Origin of the sequence: Maribellus maritimus (genome assembly GCF_022267315.1) — a bacterium.
Classification (GTDB): Bacteria; Bacteroidota; Bacteroidia; order Bacteroidales; family Prolixibacteraceae; genus Draconibacterium; species Draconibacterium maritimum.
Genome location: NZ_JAIKLE010000014.1, coordinates 85390 through 108267, shown reverse-complemented (window position 1 = coordinate 108267; position 22878 = coordinate 85390). Strand labels below are relative to the sequence as shown.

Below are 22878 nucleotides of genomic sequence, written 5' to 3'. Positions count from 1 at the left end.
TAAAACAACTTTGCATTTGTAATAAAAATTCATTTTGATAAATTCATTTAAAAATACCAATTTTATATCCCGTAAAGAATATTCTGAAAAGTATTAAATCAATTTAAACCTGAAAAAAATGATGAATCGAAGAAATTTTATTGGAAAAACTGCCGCAGGTGCAGCTGCCGTTACAATAATTCCAAGGCATGTGTTGGGTGGAAAAGGATTTGTCGCTGCAAATGACAAAATCAATGTTGGTTTTATTGGAACTGGTAAACAGGGAGGAATTCTGTTAAATTATTTTACCGAGAACTGTAAAGAAATTGTCCCCATTGCAGCCTGCGATGTTTATAAAGTGAAACTTGATAAATTTGTAGATCAAGCAAAAAAATTACAGGGAGGAAATGGTTCGCCAAAAGTGGAACTAAAAACTACAGAATATTACGGAGAACTATTGGATAATAAAGAAATTGATGCAGTGGTAATTGCAACTCCCGACCACTGGCATGCTCAGGTTGCCGTTGATGCGGCAAAAGCAGGAAAGGATATTTACTGTGAAAAACCAATGGCATTAACCGTTGCGGAAGGAAGAGCGATGGTTGACGCCACTCGAAAATACAATCGGGTTTTTCAAACCGGAAACATGCAGCGTTCCTGGAGAGATTTCCGCCACGCCGTTGAATTAGTGAGAAATGGTTACATCGGTGATATCAAGGAAGTTAATGTTCACGTTGGCGATCCGGTTGTGCAGTGTAATTTGCCTACTGAAGAGTTGCCCAAAGGATTAAACTGGGATATGTGGGTCGGTCCTTCTTTATATCAGGAATTTAATTCAGAACTTGCTCCTCCTGTTGAAAGAGATATATACCCAAACTGGAGAAACTATCGGAATTTTGGCGGCGGTATGATAACAGACTGGGGAGCTCATATGTTTGACATTGTTCAATGGGCACTGGATATGGATAAATCGGGACCGGTTGGTTTTATTCCTCCTGAAAAACCAGCCAAACGCGGGCTAAAAGTGGTTTACGGAAATGATGTGGTTATGAATCATACTGACTGGGGAGAAACAAATGCCGTTCAGTTTGTTGGGACCGAAGGAAGAATTGAAGTCAGCAGAAGTTTCTTGCGAACCTACCCTGATGAAAAACTGGCTAAAGCTGAATTAAAAGAAACAGACAAACGGGTTTATTTCAGTGATAACCACTACCAGGATTGGGTTAAAGCGATTAAAAACAGGACCAAACCTATTTCAGATGTTGAAACCGGACATCGCACTGCATCGGTTTGTAATCTTGCCAACATTGCTTACGAACTACAACGTCCTTTATTATGGGATCCGGAAGCTGAAAAATTTAAAGGTGATGATTTTGCAAACATGATGCTTTCCCGCCCGATTAGAGGAAAATGGGATTTTACTGATTTTTAACAAAAAACAAATATTCCCGGAGATTTTAAAATCTTCGGGATACTTTTCATCCCAGCACCTTCCATTTTTATGTCAGCTCCAAAATACACCCATCCTCTAAGTCTTACACCTTTTACCGGTCAAAATAAACTTTCAAAAATGCAAACTGTTAAAGCAAAATAAACAAACCATAGAAGCCGGGGAGATAAATAAATTGTAACATTCCTGATAAAAAGAAGTCAAATAAAACGGTTCATCACTGAGAGACTAGTTTGAGTTACAAACAAGCAACTTATGTTCTATTTCAGACTGAAACAAAAACATATTAAAAATTAAACAGATGAAAAAAACGCTTCTTTCAATCGCAGGTATTTTTCTTTCCATAGCTTTATTTCCCCAACAGTTTAACAAAAAGAAGTTGGATCTGTTGTTTGAAAACCTGGCTTCGTACAATAAGTTTATGGGAAGTATTGCGGTTTCTCAAAACGGAAATCTAATTTATCAAAAATCAGTTGGCTATTCCGATGTTGAAAGCGGAATTACACCCGATAATCACACGAAATACCGCATCGGGTCTATTTCTAAAACTTTTACCTCAGTTCTTATTTTAAAAGCTGTTGAAGAAAAAAAATTGAATTTGGATGAAACGCTTGATACATTTTTTCCTTCCATAGAAAATTCCGATAAAATTACCATACAACACCTTCTTTATCACCGAAGCGGAATATACAGTTTCACTGACGACCCGGAATATCAGAACTGGAGAACTGAACCAAAATCGGAAAAAGAAATCGTAGGTATTATTTCAAAAGGAGAAAGCTTATTCCTGCCTGGAAGTATATACAAATACAGTAATCCAAATTATATTTTGCTCTCTTATATTCTTGAAAAGACATATAAAAAATCTTTTGCCAAAATTCTGGAAGAAAAAATCACAAAACCTCTTCAACTAAAAAACACTGGCTTTGGCGGAAAAATAGAAACAGAAGCCAATGAGGCTTATTCTTATTTGTACTCAAAATCGTGGGAAAAAGATAAAGAGACCGACATGTCAATTCCGATGGGAGCAGGAGGAATCATTTCAACCCCGGAAGAATTAACTCAATTCATTGAAGCGCTGTTTGAAGGAAAACTGATTTCAAAAGAAAACATAGGAAAGATGACTACGATAAAAGACGGTTACGGAATGGGAATTTATATACTGCCGTTTTATGATAAAAAGGGATTTGGGCATTCAGGTGCAATAGATGGTTTTACGTCAACTGTGGTTTATTTTCCTGACGAGAATATTTCATTTGCGCTCACATCAAACGGAACAAATTACAGCAACAACGAAATAACCATCAAAGTATTGAGCAGTGTATTTGGGAAACCTTTTGATATCCCGGAATTTAAAATTTATGAAGTAACATCCGCTGATTTGGACAAATACCTCGGAATATATTCAAGTAAGGAAATTCCTTTAAAGGTTACAATAACAAAAGATAGTTCTGCATTAATTGCTCAGGCTACCGGACAAAGGGATCTGAGGCTCGACGCTTTTGACAAAGATAAATTCAGCTTTGACAAAGTTGGGCTAATAATGGAATTTCAACCGGAAAAAGAAACCATGTTGCTAAAGCAGAATGGCAGCGAATTTCATTTTACAAAAGAAACCGCTGAGATTAAAAAGTAAAATAAAAACAAAACGATTTATGTATAGTATCAACAAAAAATCGACATTAAAAAAAGACCGGAACATTCATCAATTGTATTTCATCTTTCCAGGCTTTTGTCGAGATATATTATTACTGATTTTTATTCCTTCGATTTTTTCTGTGCGTCGCGCATCGGATTTGAGCCTCCTCCTAAACGTCGATCAAAATTTGATTTGTAAAGCTGAAAACGTGTTGGATGTACCTTGGGTGGCCAATTATTATTATCCAAATCAACATCGGCAGTTTCAAGAAATGGATCAAGAGTGATATTACTTACTTCTTTTTGGAAGAAAAACACCTTTGAAACCTCTTCATTATTCCGACGCCAGATTTCAGCCGGAATTCTTTTTACTTCTTTGGTTCCGTCATCAAAAGTAAATTCAAGAATTATTGGCATTACCAACCCACCTATATTTTTAAAGTCAAGCTGATAATAATTATAATTTCCTTCCTTAATTTTATTTTCTTCCTCCGAGTAGCCATTTTTTTTCTTTTTATATTCTTCAATGTCCTTTTGGGTCACCTCGTATTCATCGTAGGTCGAATAAAAATCATGAGTGGCGGGATCAATGGCCGTTACCGTCTGGTCTATGGTTTCCATGTTTCTGATATCTGTAATCGACACCAATTCTTCATCCTCCTTTTTCTCCAACGGCTTTTCAAGCTCCGGATTATCAGTTTTTGGCTGAAGCCACGTTACTTTATCCAATGAAATATCAACATTGTCGGTGGTATAAAACCAGCCACGCCAAAACCAATCCAAATCAACCCCCGAGGCATCCTCCATGGTTCTGAAAAAATCTTCCGGTGACGGATGTTTAAACATCCAACGCTGTGAATATTGTTTAAAAGCAAAATCAAACAACTCACGTCCCATAACGGTTTCACGTAAAATATTTAAGGCAGTTGTTGGTTTGCTGTATGCGTTGCTTCCCAAATTCCATACTGATTCAGAATTGGTCATGATTGGCGAAATATATTTTTTGTCGCCTTTCATATAATCCACAATTTTGTACGCTTGCCCGGCTCTTGATGGGAATCCATATTCCCACTCCTGCTCTGTAAGAAATTCAAGAAACGTATTTAATCCTTCATCCATCCATGTCCACTGTCTTTCATCCGAGTTTACAATCATCGGAAAAAAATTATGTCCGACTTCATGAACAATTACGCCAATCATCCCATATTTTGTTCGCTCGCTGTAAGTACCATCCGATTCAGGGCGGCCACCGTTAAAACAAATCATGGGGTACTCCATTCCAATTCTGTCGGTATGAACCGAAATTGCTACGGGATACGGATAATCGAAAGTAAATTTCGAATAGGTTTTAACGGTATGTGCAACCACCCGGGTTGAGTATTGCTCCCAAAGTGGGTTCCCTTCTTTGGGATAATATGACATCGCCATAACTGTACGATCGCCAAATTTTACACCCATCGCATCCCAAATAAACTTCCTTGAACTGGCAAAAGCAAAATCTCTGACATTTTTTGCTTTAAATACCCAGGTCTTCTCTTTATCCGATTTGTTTTTCTCTGCTTTCCGGGCATCATCCTCTGAAACAATCATCACCGGTTCTTTTGCCGATTTGGCTTTTTCATACCTGCGGATTTGGGCTTCTGTTAAAACTTCGTCGCTATTTTGCAGCTCTCCGGTTGCCCCCACAACATGATCATCAGGAACAGTAAGGCTCACTTCAAAATCACCAAAAGGAAGGGTAAATTCACCTGTTCCTAAAAACTGTTTATGCTGCCAGCCTTCAACATCGTTGTATACAGCCATACGCGGATAGAACTGAGCGATTGTATATAAATAATTGTCTTCATCTTCAAAGTATTCATAACCTGAACGACCATTATCACGTAAACGGTTATTGATATTATACCACCATTTTACAGAAAATGAAATGGATTCCCCAGGCTGCAAAACTTCAGTCAAATCAACACGCATCATCGTTTTAACAATGGTGTGATGCATAGGATTTCCTGCGGCATTTTTTACTTCTTCGATTTTAAAGCCACCATCAAAATCACTCTCCATACGTTCCAATTGTCGAACAGAAATTCGCTCTCCCATCTGAGATGTTCTTATTTTAGGAGAATCCGAATCCTTCGCGCGCATATTCTGGTCCAGTTGCATCCAAATATAACTTAGCGCATCAGGTGACTGGTTATGATAAGTAACGGTTTCCTCGCCATAAATCCGCTGGTTCTTGTCGTCCAGTTTTATGTCCATCACATAATCTGCCTTTTGCTGCCAATACTCATGTCCCGGGGCTCCGGAAGCAGTCCGGTAAACATTTGGAGTAGCAAACTCTTGTTTTAACTGTCTGAATTTGTTTTTATTGGTGTTCTCCTGCGCTGCTCCGCTGATCGCAAATAATATAAAAACGACAACAAACATTTTCAAAAAGGCAGAATATTTCATTTGAAAAAAACTTTTTGTAAGAAATCTGATTAATAAGACAGCAATTTTAACAATAATTACAAGACATTGTTCTTTATCCCCAGAATTTATTCTGAATAATTAAAGTTAACGCAATACCGGCCGCTGCACCGGAAATAAATATACGCCAGATGTGATGTTTTACCCGGAATAACTTCAAGGCTAAACCAAGTATTAAAAAATAAACTGAGAGGATTACAATCTGCCCAATTTCAAGCCCAACATTAAAGGCAAACAATGGTTGAACAATAGAAGTTTCGGCGCCAAGCAATTCCTTTAGGTAATTTGAGAAACCAAGCCCGTGAACCAAACCAAAAACCAGGGCAATAATATAAATCAGCTTTTGTCTTCCTTCCTTTGCAGGAAATAAATTTGATACGGCAGTGATAAAAATGGTAACCGGTATAAGAAACTCAATTACCGGCGCCGGAATCAAAACGTAATTTAGAGTGGAAAGAGCGAGTGTTACAGAATGACCGATGGTGAATGCAGTAACCAGTATGAGAACTTTTTTTATTTCAGAAAAAGAATAGGCAGCACACAAGGTTAAAACAAAAACGATGTGATCGTAACCATGAATATTTATGATGTGCTGAAAGCCCAGTGTCAGATAGAGCTGGAATGAATTCATTATTTAATACCTTTGTTCGAAAATTTAACTCAAAAAAAGAAACGGTGAAAATAGTCAAAAAAATAATCTTTCTTTCTTTACTTATTTTTTTTGCAGAAACAGGAACAGGCGCTGCACACCCTTTTTATGTGAGCATTTGCCAAATAAATTACAACACTCAAAACCGTGCATTGGAAATTTCTGTTAGAATTTTTGCGGACGATTTAATGGCTGCCCTTGAACAAAGAAATGTGAAAGACCTGCATTTGGGCGAACCTCAGGAAAACAGTGAAACAGATAAATACATTTTCAGTTATTTAAAAGACAAATTACAAATTGCAACTGAAGAAAAAACGCTTGATTATTTTTTCCTTGGAAAAGAAATGGAAGACGATGCAGTTTGGTGTTATTTGGAAACTGATGAAGTAAAAACTTTCAATAAAATAGAAGTAACAAACACCATTTTTACCGAGTTGTTTGACACGCAAAACAACATTGTACAGGTAACTTCGAAAGGAAAAACCAAAAATCTGCTCCTTAAAAAAGGGAATACAAGCGGAAGTCTGAATTTTTAAATATTTTCTTTTTATGTAGTTATCCCAAAGCACAAATCGATTTCTCAGAGACTTGGCAGTAAAACGACAAAAATACTTAGGATTGTCAGGTTTACTTTTATGACTGCCTCAAAAAAAGAAGTTATATAATTTTTCAAAAAGTTACTGCATAATTTACTTTTTCCCAAAAACATCAAATTCACAAAACAATTTTTAAATTTGTCACTAAACAAAATAAATTAAACCTAATACAATGCAAAAAGAAAAATACACCCGATTTGTGCAATTCGTTTTAGTGGTAATATTTCTATTATCAGCAACAACCGGGATAGCTTCAAAAAAATCAGGGGCCGACGATCTTCCATCGCTAAAAGGGAAAAAAGTTTTAATGGTTTGGGGTGGATGGAACGGGCACTTTCCAAAAGAATTAACAGAAAAAGTACTGGCCTTTTTTAAAGAAGAAGGGGCCATTGTAACCGTTTCCGATTCATTAGGAGTATACACCAACAAAGAACTTATGGGAGATATGGATCTTATTTTCCAGTCGTGGACAATGGGACAAATAACCAGTGAACAGGAAAAAGGACTTCTGGCTGCTATAAAAAACGGGGCCGGACTGGCGGGCACACATGGTGGTTTGGGCGATTCTTTCCGCAATAACACAGAATACCAGTTTATGGTTGGAGGGCAGTGGGTGGCACATCCAGGTGGTGTTATCGATTATTCGGTTCAGGTTACCGATAAAAAAGACCCTTTAACAAAAGGATTGGACGATTTCGATATTAAATCAGAACAATATTACATGCATGTTGATCCCAATGTAAAAGTGCTTGCTACTACAACAATATCAGGCGAGCATGCTGAATGGGCAACAGGAGCCGTTATTCCGGTTGTTTGGAAAAAATATTTTGGAGAAGGCCGTGTGTTTTATATTTCAGTCGGTCATACTCCTGCCGATTTTGATATTCCCGAAGCATGGGAAATTTTAAAACGAGGTATAAAGTGGGCCAGCGGAAGCAAATATTTACCAAAAGAAGAATGGGTAAGCCCGGTTTATCCCGGACAATAAAGTCAAATTAAAAATATAGTAAAGCATCGCTGATCGCGGTGCTTTTTTGTTTTCTGTAGATTAAGTCTTTGCTCCGAAAACAAAACGCCTAAACAATTCATTTTTATTCGCGTTGAGTTTTTATTAATTCGCAGTTCATCAAAAAAAACTACCGGATAAATGAACAAGATTCGAAATAAAAAACCGGGCATGGAATATCGCCGTTTTGGAAAAACTGAAAAATACCTGAGTGCAGTTACCCTTGGAGGTATGCGTTACAAACACGGAGGTAGAGAGCCGAAAAATGAAATTCCTGCAGATACTCTAAAACAAGCAACAGAAGTAGTGGAATTGGCCATGAGTCACGGAATCAACCACATTGAATCGGCATGGGGCTACGGGAAAAGCGAAAACATTTACGGGAAAGTTTTAAATGAAGAATTAAAAATTCCACGGCACAACTATCACCTGATGACCAAGGGAAATCCGAAAACTGCGGCCGATATGAGAAAAATGGTCGAAGCACAGCTCAAAGCCCTGCAAACCGACTACCTTGATTTTTATGGCTGGCATGGTATTAACAACGAAGAGCTACTGCAAAAATCGTGTGCATCAAAAGGTCCGGTTGAAGAGTTGCATAAAATGAAAGAAGAAGGAATTATCCGCCATGTTGGATTTAGTACACATGCACCGCTTCATGTAATTACCGGAGCCATTGGAACCGGCTTGTTTGAATTTGTAAATCTGCATTATTACTATTTTGATCAACACAACCTGGAAGCGGTCGAAAAAGCGGCAGCAAATGATATGGGAACTTTTATTATCTCCCCAAACGATAAAGGAGGGCAATTATTTAATGCGCCTCAAAAAGTGAAAAATGCAACGCTGCCTTTAACGCCAATCCAGTGGAACGCCAGGTTCTGTCTTCATAACAGGGCGATTCATACGCTTTCGTTTGGAATGACCGAAGCTGCGCATTTTGAGGAAATGAAAGGAATTTTTGCTTCTTCAAAACTTTGGAGCAATACAGAACAAAAAATAAAAGACAAACTCGACAGTTTTCTAAACAAAGATCCTTATTCCTTTTTTGAAGGTTTTGATCTTTCAAACGATCCTTCCGGAATAAACATCCCAGCGGTTTTACGATTGCGGAAACTGTGGAAATGTTACGACATGAAAGATTACGGAAAATACCGTTACAAAATATTTGAAAATAAAGGACATTGGTTTCCCGGCCTAAAAGCTTCAAAAAGCAATGTTGAAAAAGTAGATTGCTCAAAAGTTCCCGGTGAAATTCCACTAAAGAAAATGCTTTTGGAAACCCACGAGGAATTGTATACACCTGAATTTAGGCTGGCTAAAAAAGAATAAAATAACATCATTGCTGCATCAACAATTCATTTGATGTAAAATTTATATCTTGTGTCGCAATATTTTAACTAAATCAACTATCATGTTTAAAATGAAATCAAACAAACAACTAAAAATTATTGCCTTATTCCTGTTTGCAATTACACTCACTCTTTCAGGCTCAGCACGCGATTACTACCAGTTAAAAGTGTACAATCTGAAAGACAAAAACCAGGAAACACTTGTAGACAATTACCTGAAAAATGCTTACCTGCCCGCGTTGCACCGGACCGGAGTAAAACAAGTTGGTGTTTTTAAACCCGTTGACGCAAGTGGTGGCATGAAAGTAATCGTGCTTATTCCACTCAAAAATGTTGACCAGTTTGAAAAACTGGAGACAACTCTTTTGAAAGATAAAAAATTCCAAACCGATGGTGCCGACTATATCAACGCATCGTGGGAAAATCCGCCTTATGAACGAATGGAATCAATCATTTTGAGGGCTTTCGCTGATATGCCTGAGTTTGCGATTCCTGAACACAAAACTCCTGCATCGGAAAGAATTTACGAACTGCGCAGCTACGAAGGTCCAACAGAAAAATATTACCGGAAAAAAGTTGAAATGTTTAACGAAGGCGGAGAAATTACGATTTTTAAAAACGTAGGAAGTCAACCTGTATTTTTTGGTGAGGTACTTTCAGGAAGCACCATGCCCAATCTGATGTATATGACCACTTATTCAGATATGAAATCGCATGATGAACATTGGAATGCTTTCCGAACTCACCCCGATTGGAAAGAGCTTTCAGCCAAAGAAGAATATAAACATACCGTTTCAAATTCAGTTATTCAGTTGTTACATCCAACCGAATATTCTGATTTTTAATCGATTTTAAAAAGGATGTTTTGGAATATAAAACATCCTTTTTTCAACAAAATCCGGTGTTTGCGGTTATTAGATTTAATTCTATTTTTGAATCATGATTTATCATAAAACTTTTCGACATAAAAATTCCAAAACATGGGTGGTATTTATACATGGAGCCGGTGGAAGCAATGTTGTATGGTTTAAACAGTTGCGCGATTTCAAAAAGTATTTTAATGTACTTTTGGTCGATCTGCGTGGGCATGGAAAATCAAAAAAAGAATATTCAAAAGAAGAAACATATAAATTTGATGAAATTGGGCAGGATGTAATTCAGATTATGGATCATCTGCAAATTGAAAAAGCGCACTTTGTTGGAATTTCATTAGGATGTATTGTTATCCGTGCCATAGACAAACTTGCCCCGGGACGCGCAGAATCTATTATTCTGGGAGGTGCAATTATCCAATTCAATTCAAAAATCAACAGCCTTTTAGGTGTTGCCAAACTGCTGAATTCCATTCTCCCTTATATGTGGCTTTATAAACTAAATGCGTGGATTTTGATTCCATCAAAAAAACATACACAGTCGAGAAAACTGTTTATAAAAGAAGCTATGAGACTGGGCGAAAAGGAATTCAAAAAGTGGCTGCGCATGTCGGGCGAAATTCGCGACAACCTGCAGGAGTTCCTGATTAAAGAAGCATCAGCGCCCGTATTGTATTTGATGGGCGAACGCGACCACATGTTTTTGCCGATGGTTTCGAATCTGGTAAAAAAACATCTGAATTCAAAACTTGAAGTTATCAGTAACAGCGGACACGTTTGCAATATCGATCAGCCAAACGTTTTTAATGAACGCTCTATTTTTTTTATAAAAAGCATTTCAGATTAACAAGATTTTCGGGCGTAGAAAACATTCTCCGGCATTTTTTTGTTCCGAAGTAAATGTGTGTAAAATATAAACTCTTATGACAAAAAGAATAGGTCTGTACCTGATTCCGTTCATTAGCGTTTTTGTTATTTTATTTTCGGCTTGTACAAATGAAGAAGGGCTCGTTGCTGAAGATCCTGACAACACGCCGGAAAATATTATAATAAAATCAAACGATTTTCTTTCAGAAAGCAAATATGTTAAACTTGTTATAGAAATAACTGCGGTACAGGGTTTTGAACCTTCTGCTGAAGCAGTAAACAATCTAAAGGTTTTTCTGGAAAACCTTTTAAATAAAAGCGGAGGAATTACCATTGTTTCCAACTCGATAGCTTCTCCTGAAAAGGAAAGTTATTCTCTTGCTGACATCAAAGAAATTGAAGAGAACTGCCGGACCAGTTATCCTGAGGGAAAGACCCTGACAGCATGGTTTTTCTTTGCCGATGCTGATTATGCCGGGAATGAGGACGATTCAAAAGTATTGGGAATTGCTTATACTTCCACTTCTATGGCTGTTTTTGAAAAAACGATAGATGAATTTAGCGGAGGATTTTGGAAACCATCCACGAAAATTTTGGAAGAAACGGTTATGAAACACGAATTCGGGCATATTCTTGGTCTTGTAAATAATGGTACTGACATGGTTGAAAATCATCAGGACACCTCGCACGGAAGTCACTGCAACAACGAAGATTGTCTGATGTATTATGCCGCTGAGCACAGCAGTGGCGTAGTTCGCTTTTTAAGAGGTGGCGAAGTACCTTCATTAGACGCCAGTTGTTTGGTAGACTTAAAAAACAACGGAGGGAAATGAGTTGTTCTTTTTAACAATTCAGAATGGGAATTTCCAAAAAAAATTGAAACAGCCGTTGCTGCTTTTATAAAGAAACCCAATAGGAAAGTTTTATCAGAAAAACGTTATGCGGATCAATTCCAAAAAGATCTCTCATATCATTCCCATACGAAAATGTTCCGTTAGTAGCTGTACTGGTTCTGCCCTGCGACCAAACCAGGAAAAGCGTTGAGCCGGGTAAATATTCCCACCGGACAACGAGATTTGAGCGAAACTGCCGGAAATTAAAATCAGGGTTGTCAAAAGAATACATTGAACTTTCACTGCTGTTTTCTGTAATTGTATAACTGCGTTTTTCTGCATCATAACTGATTTCACTGTTCAAAAAAGTATGATATCTGTCTTTAAACTTATCTGCATCAGGTTCCAGAATATGTTTAAATTCTGAATACTTTCCTGCAGAAACAAATGGCTGTCCATAATATTCAAGCGAAAGTTCAGGGGTAAAAGTATAATTCAAACGAAAAGTAAAACTCAACGTTTTCTGTTCTATTTCTGCAAAGATATACCTGGCGGGGTCATTTACCTGTTGGATTGTTTCCACATATTGCAGTACGCTTTCAGAGATGCTGCATTCCGGATTAATTGACACAGACAGTGCATTCATCGGCCGGTAGTTAACCCCCATCCAGTAGGCTTGTTCCCGGTAATTTTTCAAATCTCCTATCCCTTGATAATTCCCGCCATACAACGAAAGTTTTTTGGAGTGGTCTGTTGAGACATTCAGGTTCATTTCCTGCCCTCCCGGCAAAGTAAACGAGGGACCTCCCCGTAACAAACTTGTTGAAATATTTTCTCCTATACGGGTAAAATTCCCATTTATCCGCCATCTGTTTTTAAACTGAGCATTAAAATTTGTATTGGTGAAGGTTGACAGTAGTTTTCCTGAAAAATTCCAATACATCCAGTAGTTTGTGTTCAGATAAAAATTATTAAATATTGAAAACGGATCGCGCAAATAATAGGCAACCCAGGTACCATGATGAATTACATCGGAATACCGCATATATCCGATATCGTTAAATTCCAGCCCGGGAGAACGAACCGTAAGCGCTGTCTCAAACTGAAGTCTCTTTTCGCTGGTTCTTCCGAATTTAAATGTTCCTCCGTATCCCGACAAGGAAGTAAGTGTAGAATCAAGAGACACATAATCAGCATCGGGACGCTGATAATACCTGGCTGAAGCCCCCTGAAGCCAGCTAATAGCCTCTTCCTTTCCGCTCACATAACTAAATTCTGCATTTCCGCTAAAATACCATGTGCGTTCTTTCCAACTATAGCTGAAATCAATTCCTCCGGTATATGCTTCAGCCGGAAGATAATCAAGCGCCGGATTTGTAATATCCCTGTTTACTGCGGTTACAATACCGCCCAGAGTGGTTTCACCTTTATTAAAATCCTGTTGTACCCGACCTACAAAATAGTTGGTAAGCGGTTCAACCGACTCTTCCCTTCTGTTGCCGTTTTTGTCAATCAGGGCATTTTCGTTGGCAGTAACACTTTCCAGAATTCCAACCGACAAGCCGTTTTTTGTTTTCCCTGATAATTTTAATGCACCGAGTATAGTTGTTGCTTCGGGGACTTCTGCGTTTTCGTCATCACCCAGATCCGGATAATTGTGTGGATATCTTCCAATCCTACGGGAGTAAAACAGGTTATCAGCCTGCATATTATGAATTACAATTGACCTGGAAGGTTGAAACTGGTATATATTTTTTCCTTCAACAAAGAATGGACGTCTCTCCGAAAAATAGGTTTCAAAAGCCGTTAAGTTTACTTCCGACGGATCCGCTTCTACCTGTCCGAAATCAGGATTTATAGAGAAGTCAAGCGTAAGATCATTGGTTATCGCAATTTTCCCGTCAAGCCCGGCAGAGATTGAACTTTTCTTCCCGTCGAGAAAAGGATTTCCTTCTTCTTTTTGAAAACGTTCCATGCGTGCAACCGTATATGGCAACAGTTCAATCTGGCGTTTTGGTTTAATTCCACGTATACCGTGTAATTCGCCATATAAATGAATTTCACCCGGAGACCCCTTGGGTATAAACTGCCAGATAGAACGCTCTTCGGAGCGAAAAATATGACGTATAAGCTGAATCCCCCAAATATGTTCGTCTTTTTTTCCAAACCGGAGTTGACTTAACGGTATTCTCATTTCGGCGCACCAACCTTCTTTGTCGATGGTAGTTTTGAGATACCAAACCGGGTTCCAGCTTTCATCCCAGTTGTTTCCGTTCTGGGTAACTGCCTCATCTCCTTTTGCTCCGGAAGCCATGGCTGTAAAAGAAAAAGCAGTTTGCTGATCATAATAACTGTCAATAATAATACCCACCATATCTCCGTCAAAATTATCCCTGCGCGACATTCTCCTGCTTATCTTTTCTGGCTCACCGTCATAAGCGCGAATGAATACATACAAATTATCGTCATCATAAAGTATTTTGAAAGCTGTTTTTTCCGAAGGAGGCTTATTCTCGTAAGGCCGGGTTTGAATAAAATCATTCCCCCAGTCAACATTATTCCAACAGGAATCATTTAACACCCCATCTATTTCGGGAGCTTTTTCTGTAAACGCAGTTTGAAATACTTTTTTGTCAATGTTTTGCGAAAAACAGTTTGTGAACATATGAACCAATAGTAGTCCAGCTATCATCGGAACTATTTTATACTTCATTAGCCAGTAGTTTTGTCGGTTATTAAAGGACATTAAAAAATAAAGACTGTCTTTTTTCAGAATCGTTTCACTTTGTCTTCAAATGATTCTTATTTATCCTGAATCAAGAATCTTGCCGAAAATACTGATAGTCAATTTTATCTGATTCCGGATGTACCATTTATGTCCTGTAATCTTGTTATTTGCTTCGAGTTTAAAAATGACATGATGAATTATAAAAAGCTCGTTCCTAAAAAAAAGCAATCTCCGTTACCCTCCCCTTACCAAATCTATATTCGCCACCAAAACTGTTGAATTGTCGCGATATTAGTACAGACACCTTCCCACACCCAAAATTTATTTCAAAAAATGATCTCATTTATTTTAAACCCAAAAATTCCAACTCACCAAACTAAAAATATCCGGTTCCGTCGGCAAAAATTGCCGGTTCTTCTATTTCATTTCCAAAAAAATGGTGGCCAATATAGTTTTGAGAATAAAAGCAACAAGATGTTATGAAAACAAAAACAATTATTTTGATTCTCTCAATTCTTTCACCTTTTATTTTGAAAGCGCAGCAAACTGAAACACCGGAAAGCTGGAGTTTAACCGATTGTATTGATTACGCGCTGGAACAAAATATTCAGGTTCGGCAAAGTATTCTGGCCAATTTGTCTGACAAGGTGAACAAAAAACAGGCAAAAGCAAACAAATTGCCGTCGGTGAATGCTTCAGTACGCCAGAATTTTAGTTGGTCGAATTCAGAAGATTTTACTACGGGAAGTTCTGAATTTACAGGAAACAACAGCACCAGTTACTCCGTTAGTTCCAGCCTTACGTTGTACAACGGTTCGCGTTTAAACAACCTTGTCAAACAGGCAGAGTTCGATATGCAGGCAGGTATTTACGACTCGGAAACCATAAAGGAGTCGGTTACTATTAGCATCTTGAATGCCTATTTGCAGGTATTATTTACAGCCGAGCAGGTAAAAAACGCCGAACGTCAGATTAAATCGACAACAGAACAGTTAAATCTTGCACAGGAGCGTTTAAATTTAGGGATTATTTCGCAGTCGGATTATTTGCAGGTAAAATCACAACTGGCATCTGAAAAACTGAGTTTGGCAAATGCAAACAGTCAGTTTGCCATTGCACGTGTAAACCTGATGCAATTGATGGAACTCCCGGTTAACGAGGATTTTACTATTGTCAATCCTGATTTGGGTGATTCTGTGAACCAGAACCTTTCGCCACTTTCTTCTGATATTTATGCCATTGCGCTGGAAATTAAACCTCAGATAAAAAGTGCAGAATTCATTAAAGAGAGTGCGGCATTAAACAGAAAGATTGCAGAAGCCGGTTATTATCCCACACTTTCAGCAGAAGCAGGATTAGGAACCGGGTATTCCAACCTATCTGAGGCAGGGTATTTTAACCAGTTAAACGACCAGATTTCACCTTCGTTCGGACTTTCATTGTCCATTCCTGTTTTTCAGAAAAAGCAGGTAAAAACCAGTGTTTCGCTGGCAGAAATAAACTACCAAAATGCTCAACTTCAGGAAATTGACACAAAAAACCAGCTGCGTAAAGAAATTGAACAGGTGACTGTGGATGTGGTTTCAGCTCAAACAGAATACGAAGCAAGCCTTGAGCAGTACAATTCCACATCGGAATCTTATAACCTGGCAGAAGAAAAATTTAAAAACGGATTGATTAATTCAGTTGATTTTCTGTATGAGAGAACAAATTACATTCTAGCTGAAAGTGAATTACTTCAGTCGAAATACAACCTGATTTTCAACTATAAAATCCTCGATTTCTACATCGGGAATCCTATCACACTTTAACCGAAACAATTAAAAACACAATACAATGAAAAAGAGAACCATTTTTATTATCGCAATTCTTGCAGCCGCTTCAGCCATTGCATTTATGGCACTAAAACCCAAAAAAGTAAATGCCGATAAAATCAACATCGAAACAGCAAAAGCTGAAACCGGTTCGGTGAGCAAAACGGTAACGGCAACAGGAACGCTCGAAGCGATTTCCACGGTTGAGGTAGGTACACAGGTATCCGGAATTATTGAAAACATTTATGTGGATTTCAACTCGTATGTAAAAAGAAACCAGGTAATTGCACAAATTGACACAACAAACCTTGTTGCTCAGCTGGAACAAAGCCAGGCAACGCTCGACAATGCAAAGGCAGAACTGGATTACCAGCAAGCCAATTACAATCGTTTAGCACCACTCAATGATAAAAAACTGATTTCGCAGTCAGACTTCGACCAAACAGTATATAACCTGAACAAAGCAAAAGCAAATTACAACAGTGCAATTGCTTCACACAGAAGAAATCAGATCAATTTAAATTACGCGTTTATTCACTCGCCCATCGATGGAATTGTGTTAAACCGGGCTGTTGAAGAAGGCCAGACTGTGGCGGCAAGTTTTAACACTCCCACCCTTTTTACCATTGCCAACGACCTTACGCAAATGCGCGTGGAAGCCGATGTAGATGAAGCTGATATAGGCCAGGTGAAAGAAGGACAGCGTGTGGAATTCACTGTTGACGCATTTCCTGATGATGTTTTTGAAGGAGAAGTAACCGAAGTGCGTTTGGAACCTACGGTTACCAACAATGTAGTTACTTATACCATCATTATTTCAGCGCCAAATCCTGATTTTAAACTGATGCCGGGAATGACAGCAGAAACAGAGATTTATGTTCAGGAAAGAAAAGATATACTGGTAGTGCCAAGTAAAGCACTGCGTTTTAATCCCGACCAGAAACTGCTTTTAAGTTATATGAGTGCCCGGCCAAAACCCGACGGCCCGGAAGGTGGACAAATACCGGAAAGTAATGCCAATAAGCAGGTAACAGGAAATGCACAGGCCAACCAGGGCAACGTAGTTTGGGTGAAAAAAGATTCTGTTATTCGCCCGATTCCAGTAAAAACAGGCATGGACGACGATATTAATGTAGAAATTTTGGCAGGAATAAATCCGGGTGACGAAGTGATTCTGGACATGGAAGAAACCGGGAAAATTGCCAGTGCTCCTACTGCAGGAGGCAACCCTTTTATGCCGGGACCTCCCGGAAGACGGTAAAAAATAAAACCGCTTTAGAAATCATTTAAACAGGAAACACAATGAAAAAAGCAATTATAAAAGTAAAAGAACTTCGAAAAGATTACCATGTTGGCGAGATGATCGTACATGCCCTGCGTGGAATTGATCTGGAAATTTTTGAAGGAGACTTTGCAGCCATTATGGGAGCCAGTGGTTCAGGAAAATCAACAATGCTAAACATTTTAGGGTGCCTCGATAAACCCACCGACGGTGATTATCTTTTGGACGGAGTGAACATGGGTAAACTAAATAAAAATCAACTGGCTGCATTGCGAAACAATAAACTGGGATTTATTTTTCAGTCGTACAACCTTTTACCACGTACCACAGCACTCGAAAATGTGGAACTTCCGTTGTACTATAACTCAAAAGTAAAAGCTAAAGAACGCAGGGAACGTGCCAAACACGCTTTGAAACAGGTAGGGCTTTCTGACCGTATGGATCACATGCCCAACCAATTGTCGGGCGGACAGCAGCAACGTGTGGCAATCGCCCGATCGTTGGTAAACGATCCCGTTGTTATCCTGGCCGATGAAGCCACCGGCAACCTTGATACACGCACTTCTTACGAAATAATGGAGCTTTTTCAGAAACTAAATAACGACGGAAAAACCATCGTATTTGTCACGCACGAAGCGGATATTGCCCGTTTTATGAAACGGAATGTAATCTTCCGCGACGGACGAATCCAAAAAGAAAACGATGTAACCGACCGTTTTAACGCCTCAGAACTCATTGAAGCTCTGCCGGTGGAAGAAGAGTTTGCATCATAAAATTATCAGAAAATGAACTATAAAAATCTTACAAAAATTGCAACCAATGCTCTGAAAAGAAATAAATTCAGAGCGATTCTTACGATGCTGGGGATTATTATTGGCGTGGGTTCAGTAATCGGAATGCTTTCTATTGGCGAAGGGTCCAAAAAAAGCATACAGGAAGAAATGTCGGATATGGGCACAAATATGATTATGATTCGGCCTGGCACGGAACGACGTGGTGGCGTAATGATGGGAAATTCCGATACAGAATCATTGCAAATTTCAGATATTGAAGCGATAAAAAAAGAAGCTGTAAATATTTCTGCTGTTTCACCCCAAGTGAGTTCGAGCGGACAGGCTGTAAATGGAAATAAAAACTGGCCCACTTCTATTTATGGTGTGAATGCAAATTACCTTGATATTCGAAAATATGAAATTGAAGACGGCCGGATTTTTACCGAACGGGAAATAAAATCGCTTGCCAAAGTATGCCTGGTGGGGCAAACCGTTGTGGAAAATCTGTTTGAAGACAATGTTGATCCAGTGGGGCAAACCATTCGTTTTAAAGGAATTCCGCTTAAGATTATTGGCGTATTAAAAGAAAAAGGAGAAAACGGAATGGGAATGGACCAGGACGACATGTTGATTGCACCCTACACTTCGGTTCAAAGAAGAATGCTGGCAATCACGCATATCCAATCAATTTATGCTTCGGCAGTGAGTGAAGAAAAATCGGATGTAGCCATTGACGAAATTGAAACCATTTTACGAAGAGAACACAAACTTAGAGAAAGCGAAGCGGATGATTTCCAGGTACGTTCGCAGGCTGAAATGGTGGAAACATTTTCATCCATCAGCGATATGCTGACCATGCTTTTAGGCGCCATTGCCGGTATTTCGCTTTTGGTGGGGGGTATCGGAATTATGAATATTATGTATGTTTCGGTTACGGAAAGAACAAAGGAAATCGGGTTGCGCATGTCGGTTGGCGGACGTGGCATCGACATCCTGGCGCAGTTTCTGATTGAAGCAGTGCTTTTAAGTATTGTTGGTGGAATTATCGGGATCATATTCGGACTTCTGATTTCGTATGTGGCAACCACGCTGTTAAATTTCCCCATGGTGATTATGACACAGGCAATTGCCGTTTCGTTCCTGGTTTGTTCGGTAATTGGTATTTTCTTTGGATGGTATCCGGCACGAAAAGCTGCCGGCCTTAACCCGATTGATGCTTTGAGACATGAGTAAAATAACCTGAAAAACAGAGATAACCCATGGAAAAAGTTATTTTTGTTTCGAGGTAAAAAACACAAAAATGAATATTTCAACTGTTAGAAAAAAAGGACTTCCCGTATTGCTTCACTTTCTCGCCTGGTTTATACTGCTTATTTTGCCGCAAATAATCATCAGACGATACAGGGGAAACATCGACTTTATTCCCTGGGATTTATACCTCTCAGCAGCAGTTTTTGGTTTTATCTTCTATTTCAATTACTTGTGGCTGGTGCCCCGGTTTTATTTCAAAGAGAAAAAAACGGTGTATTTTATTGTTGCAGCGGCCCTGATTATTGGCTTTTATTTTGTTTTTATTTATATCAATAGCTTTGACCACAATCCTGAAAGAGAACGGGCTATCAGGGAAGGCGTTGAAAACCTGACACGTGAAAGACGCAGACGACCACCTTTTCGATTGTTCCAAACCTACCAGTATAGTATCGTTTCAATTATTATTACAGTATTTTCGCTGGGGCTTAGGGTAATAGAAAAACATTCGGCCAGTGAAAAACGACAGAAAGAATTGGAAAAAGAAAAATTACACTCCGAACTGGCGTTTCTGAAGAACCAGGTGAGTCCGCATTTTTTCTTTAATACGCTCAATAATATTTATTCACTTATTGAAATAAACACAACCGACGCCCAGGAAGCAGTGATGAAGCTTTCGCGTTTGATGCGTTACCTGTTGTATGAATCAGAAAGTGGCTTAACGCAACTGAGCCACGAAATAAATTTTCTGAATCATTATATTGACCTGATGCGGTTGCGGCTTTCCCGAAAAGTCGACCTTCAGGTAGATCTTCCGGCAAACGATAATAATCTGAAAGTTCCGCCGCTGCTGTTTATTCCGTTTATTGAAAATGCATTTAAACACGGCATCAGTTACCGCGAGAAATCGTTTATTTACATCGCTATGAAAGTTGACGATTGTAAAATTTTGTTTACTTGTAAAAACAGTATTGGAAGACAAGCCGACAAGGAAATTAATGAAAATCATTCCGGTATCGGATTGGAAAATGTAAAAAAACGGTTGAACCTGATTTTTCCTGATAAATATGTTTTAACCATTGAGCCTACAGAAAAGGAATTTGATGTTTCACTTGAAATTGATTTAAAAGACTGCTGATATGATACGAACCATTGCTATCGACGATGAACCCCTCGCCCTGCAGTTGGTTGAAGGTTATATTTCGAAAACACCTTTTCTGGAACTGGTTGATACTTTTGATAATCCGTTGGATGCAATGGATTTTCTCAACAATAAAAGCGTTGATTTAATTTTCCTCGATATTCACATGCCCGACCTTTCGGGAATTGAATTTACGCGTATTCTTCAAAACCGGCCAAAAATTATTTTTACAACCGCCTATGAAAAATATGCACTTGAAGGGTTTAAGCTTGAGGCTGTGGATTACCTGCTTAAACCTTTTAATTATGAAGAATTCCTGACAGCCGCAAAAAAAGCACAAAAATTGATTGGCCTCGAAAAGCAGTCGCACGAAAAAGTTGAAGCCAATAACGAATTTTTGTTTTTAAAATCGGAATATAAAATACGGCGAATAAATTTTAACGAAATCAAATATATTGAGGGGTTAAAAGATTATGTGAAAGTTTATCTTCAAAACGAAACCAAACCGATTCTTTCGCTAAATACGTTAAAGGCGTTGGAAGCAAAACTTCCCTCCGAAAAATTTATGCGTGTACATCGTTCCTACATTGTTAACCTCGAAAAGATTGAAACCATAGAACGCAGCAGGATTGTTTTTGGGAAAACCTACATTCCGGTAAGCGAACAATACAAAGATAAATTTCAGGAATTCCTCGATAAAAATTTTTTATAATTACTCAGTACAAAAACACGACGCCGGTAAACCCGCTCCGTTAAATAAATTTGGAGTTGCAGTATTCCGCCACGCAAACCGAACATTCACAGGCTCTTTTACTTTTTTTGACTGAATAATAACCTGCTCTCCCTTAATCTTGGCAACTGCGGGGTAATATACATTATCATCGCCCGCAATTTCAAAACAATTTAAACTATTGCCTTTCGCATATAATCCAGTAGCGTGTTCAAAAGAGATTAACGCTTTGTTTTTGTCGATCTCTATCGATTTAAAAAGTGGACCGGAATCTTCTATTTTTTCGGTTTCATAATAGCGGTTTAAAGCCATATTTGCAAATCGCAAGCCCACATCCTGTTTATTTTTAGGATGAATATTGGTTGTATCACCAATATCGCTAAGTACTACCATTCCTGTATTTTCAACTTCCTCCAGGGTTTTTCTCTGTGCCTCTCTGACTATGACTCCCTCCAGCGGTTTTCCATATTTGTAAGGTGCAATCTGAGCAAAATAAAAAGGAAAATTATATCCCCAGTTGTTCCGCCAGCTTGCGATTAAATTTGACAATAACCTGGTATAGGCATAGCCGTTTATGGTATTTGCTTCGCCCTGATACCACAACACTCCTGCAATACGAAAAGGAATAAGCGGAAAAATCATTGCGTTATAAATTCGTCCTGGTTCAACAGGTCCCCAGGGAACAGTTTTTTTTAAAGCAGCGGCGGTCTGCAGAAAATCATCGTTCTTAATAACTTTCTCCGGCATCCATGCTTCGGCTGGTGTTCCTCCCCAACTAGAATTAATTAAACCTACCGGAACCCCCATCTCTTTTTGGAGCTGTCGTCCAAAAAAATATGCAACAGCACTAAAATCTTTCATGGTTTCCGGCGAACATGCTTTCCATACTCCTGTACAATGTTCCTGTGGATAAAGCGAAGAACTGTTCTGCACAGTAAAAAGACGTATTTCGGGATAATCAGCTGCGGCAATTTCTTCATCGCGATTGTTAATACCTGCCATCGCGGTCCATTCCATATTCGATTGACCGGAACATAACCAGACTTCGCCAACGAGGACATTTTTGAGTACAATTTTGTTGTAACCTTCTATTGCGATGTTATAGGGGCCTCCAGCCCCCGGCGTTTTCAGTTCTATTTCCCAGGTTCCCTGACTTTCTACTTTGATCGACTTTGATTCGTCCATCCAGTCACCTTTTATAGCTACAGTCTCGCCCGGTTTTGCCCAGCCCCAGAATTTGACTTCTGCGTTTTGCTGAAGTACCATATTATCTGAAAATATCTCAGGAAGCGAAATACTGGCTACTGCTGAATGATAAAAACCAATAAATACAGAGATAACTAAAATTGACAGTTTTCGTATCTTTTTCATTTTTTGCAGAAGAATAACGGTTTCAGTAAAAGTAGGCAAAATATTATTTTCCGCCTGACTTTCCCTGCATTTGAAGGCTTAAA

18 protein-coding genes are annotated in these 22878 nt (G+C 38.7%); 14 read left to right on the top strand and 4 right to left on the bottom strand.

Annotated features, from left to right (window positions below):
- Window positions 1–118: 118 nt before the first annotated feature.
- Window positions 119–1411 (top strand): Gfo/Idh/MocA family protein, encoded by a 1293-nt coding sequence (locus K5G00_RS14035; protein ID WP_238766806.1) that lies wholly within the window; start codon window positions 119–121, stop codon window positions 1409–1411.
- A gap of 319 nt (window positions 1412–1730) precedes the next feature.
- Window positions 1731–3065: a serine hydrolase domain-containing protein gene (locus K5G00_RS14030; protein ID WP_238766805.1), complete on the top strand. Its 1335-nt coding sequence runs from the start codon at window positions 1731–1733 to the stop codon at window positions 3063–3065.
- Window positions 3066–3187: 122 nt separating this feature from the next.
- Here K5G00_RS14030 and K5G00_RS14025 read toward each other — a convergent pair whose 3' ends face one another.
- Together K5G00_RS14025 and K5G00_RS14020 are read right to left on the bottom strand one after the other, a co-directional pair.
- The gene (locus K5G00_RS14025; RefSeq protein WP_238766804.1) at window positions 3188–5515 is read right to left on the bottom strand and encodes a M1 family metallopeptidase; all 2328 of its coding nucleotides are present in this window, start codon (window positions 5513–5515) and stop codon (window positions 3188–3190) included.
- Between the two features lie 73 nt (window positions 5516–5588).
- Complete coding sequence (locus K5G00_RS14020; protein WP_238766803.1) at window positions 5589–6164, bottom strand: HupE/UreJ family protein; 576 nt, start codon at window positions 6162–6164, stop codon at window positions 5589–5591.
- 44 nt (window positions 6165–6208) lie between these two features.
- On the opposite strand from K5G00_RS14020, the gene K5G00_RS14015 reads away from it, so the two are divergent.
- From K5G00_RS14015 to K5G00_RS13990, 6 genes are all read left to right on the top strand, one after another.
- Window positions 6209–6718 (top strand): DUF6702 family protein, encoded by a 510-nt coding sequence (locus K5G00_RS14015; RefSeq protein WP_238766802.1) that lies wholly within the window; start codon window positions 6209–6211, stop codon window positions 6716–6718.
- Between the two features lie 232 nt (window positions 6719–6950).
- On the top strand, window positions 6951–7766 hold the full coding sequence (locus tag K5G00_RS14010) for a ThuA domain-containing protein (protein WP_238766801.1): 816 nt from the start codon (window positions 6951–6953) through the stop codon (window positions 7764–7766).
- A gap of 159 nt (window positions 7767–7925) precedes the next feature.
- Complete coding sequence (locus K5G00_RS14005) at window positions 7926–9116, top strand: aldo/keto reductase (RefSeq protein ID WP_238766800.1); 1191 nt, start codon at window positions 7926–7928, stop codon at window positions 9114–9116.
- A 91-nt stretch (window positions 9117–9207) separates the two neighbouring features.
- Window positions 9208–9981, top strand: coding sequence for an NIPSNAP family protein (locus K5G00_RS14000; protein WP_238766799.1), 774 nt, complete (start codon window positions 9208–9210; stop codon window positions 9979–9981).
- 94 nt (window positions 9982–10075) lie between these two features.
- Complete coding sequence (locus tag K5G00_RS13995) at window positions 10076–10855, top strand: alpha/beta fold hydrolase (RefSeq protein WP_238766798.1); 780 nt, start codon at window positions 10076–10078, stop codon at window positions 10853–10855.
- A gap of 76 nt (window positions 10856–10931) precedes the next feature.
- Complete coding sequence (locus K5G00_RS13990; protein ID WP_238766797.1) at window positions 10932–11708, top strand: zinc metalloprotease; 777 nt, start codon at window positions 10932–10934, stop codon at window positions 11706–11708.
- 64 nt (window positions 11709–11772) lie between these two features.
- Here the strand turns inward: K5G00_RS13990 and K5G00_RS13985 are convergent, their stop codons facing one another.
- On the bottom strand, window positions 11773–14421 hold the full coding sequence (locus tag K5G00_RS13985) for a DUF5916 domain-containing protein (protein WP_238766796.1): 2649 nt from the start codon (window positions 14419–14421) through the stop codon (window positions 11773–11775).
- A gap of 494 nt (window positions 14422–14915) precedes the next feature.
- Here K5G00_RS13985 and K5G00_RS13980 point away from each other — a divergent pair, with 494 nt between their 5' ends.
- From K5G00_RS13980 to K5G00_RS13955, 6 genes are all read left to right on the top strand, one after another.
- Window positions 14916–16247 carry a TolC family protein gene (locus tag K5G00_RS13980; protein WP_238766795.1) on the top strand — a complete coding sequence of 444 codons (1332 nt, stop codon included), beginning with the start codon at window positions 14916–14918 and terminating at the stop codon, window positions 16245–16247.
- Window positions 16248–16272: 25 nt separating this feature from the next.
- A complete protein-coding gene (locus K5G00_RS13975; RefSeq protein ID WP_238766794.1) occupies window positions 16273–17511 on the top strand; it encodes an efflux RND transporter periplasmic adaptor subunit in 1239 nt (412 codons plus the stop codon).
- A 41-nt stretch (window positions 17512–17552) separates the two neighbouring features.
- Entirely contained in the window at window positions 17553–18305 is a 753-nt protein-coding gene (locus K5G00_RS13970; RefSeq protein WP_262921363.1) for an ABC transporter ATP-binding protein, read from the top strand.
- A 12-nt stretch (window positions 18306–18317) separates the two neighbouring features.
- Entirely contained in the window at window positions 18318–19538 is a 1221-nt protein-coding gene (locus tag K5G00_RS13965) for an ABC transporter permease (protein ID WP_238766793.1), read from the top strand.
- Window positions 19539–19605: 67 nt separating this feature from the next.
- Window positions 19606–20691, top strand: coding sequence for a sensor histidine kinase (locus K5G00_RS13960; RefSeq protein ID WP_238766792.1), 1086 nt, complete (start codon window positions 19606–19608; stop codon window positions 20689–20691).
- Window position 20692: 1 nt separating this feature from the next.
- A complete protein-coding gene (locus K5G00_RS13955) occupies window positions 20693–21406 on the top strand; it encodes a LytR/AlgR family response regulator transcription factor (protein WP_238766791.1) in 714 nt (237 codons plus the stop codon).
- On the opposite strand, the gene K5G00_RS13950 is transcribed toward K5G00_RS13955, so the two are convergent.
- Window positions 21407–22795 (bottom strand): sialate O-acetylesterase, encoded by a 1389-nt coding sequence (locus K5G00_RS13950; protein ID WP_238766790.1) that lies wholly within the window; start codon window positions 22793–22795, stop codon window positions 21407–21409.
- Between the last annotated feature and the right edge of the window lie 83 nt (window positions 22796–22878).

Bases quoted from the DNA above. Each gene is read 5' to 3' on its own strand.
- K5G00_RS14035 (WP_238766806.1), top strand. From the start codon at position 119: ATGATGAATCGAAGAAATTTTATTGGAAAAACTGCCGCAGGTGCAGCT.
- K5G00_RS14030 (WP_238766805.1), top strand. From the start codon at position 1,731: ATGAAAAAAACGCTTCTTTCAATCGCAGGTATTTTTCTTTCCATAGCT.
- K5G00_RS14025 (WP_238766804.1), bottom strand. From the start codon at position 5,515: ATGAAATATTCTGCCTTTTTGAAAATGTTTGTTGTCGTTTTTATATTA.
- K5G00_RS14020 (WP_238766803.1), bottom strand. From the start codon at position 6,164: ATGAATTCATTCCAGCTCTATCTGACACTGGGCTTTCAGCACATCATA.
- K5G00_RS14010 (WP_238766801.1), top strand. From the start codon at position 6,951: ATGCAAAAAGAAAAATACACCCGATTTGTGCAATTCGTTTTAGTGGTA.
- K5G00_RS14005 (WP_238766800.1), top strand. From the start codon at position 7,926: ATGAACAAGATTCGAAATAAAAAACCGGGCATGGAATATCGCCGTTTT.
- K5G00_RS14000 (WP_238766799.1), top strand. From the start codon at position 9,208: ATGAAATCAAACAAACAACTAAAAATTATTGCCTTATTCCTGTTTGCA.
- K5G00_RS13995 (WP_238766798.1), top strand. From the start codon at position 10,076: ATGATTTATCATAAAACTTTTCGACATAAAAATTCCAAAACATGGGTG.
- K5G00_RS13990 (WP_238766797.1), top strand. From the start codon at position 10,932: ATGACAAAAAGAATAGGTCTGTACCTGATTCCGTTCATTAGCGTTTTT.
- K5G00_RS13985 (WP_238766796.1), bottom strand. From the start codon at position 14,421: ATGAAGTATAAAATAGTTCCGATGATAGCTGGACTACTATTGGTTCAT.
- K5G00_RS13980 (WP_238766795.1), top strand. From the start codon at position 14,916: ATGAAAACAAAAACAATTATTTTGATTCTCTCAATTCTTTCACCTTTT.
- K5G00_RS13975 (WP_238766794.1), top strand. From the start codon at position 16,273: ATGAAAAAGAGAACCATTTTTATTATCGCAATTCTTGCAGCCGCTTCA.
- K5G00_RS13970 (WP_262921363.1), top strand. From the start codon at position 17,553: ATGAAAAAAGCAATTATAAAAGTAAAAGAACTTCGAAAAGATTACCAT.
- K5G00_RS13965 (WP_238766793.1), top strand. From the start codon at position 18,318: ATGAACTATAAAAATCTTACAAAAATTGCAACCAATGCTCTGAAAAGA.
- K5G00_RS13960 (WP_238766792.1), top strand. From the start codon at position 19,606: ATGAATATTTCAACTGTTAGAAAAAAAGGACTTCCCGTATTGCTTCAC.
- K5G00_RS13955 (WP_238766791.1), top strand. From the start codon at position 20,693: ATGATACGAACCATTGCTATCGACGATGAACCCCTCGCCCTGCAGTTG.
- K5G00_RS13950 (WP_238766790.1), bottom strand. From the start codon at position 22,795: ATGAAAAAGATACGAAAACTGTCAATTTTAGTTATCTCTGTATTTATT.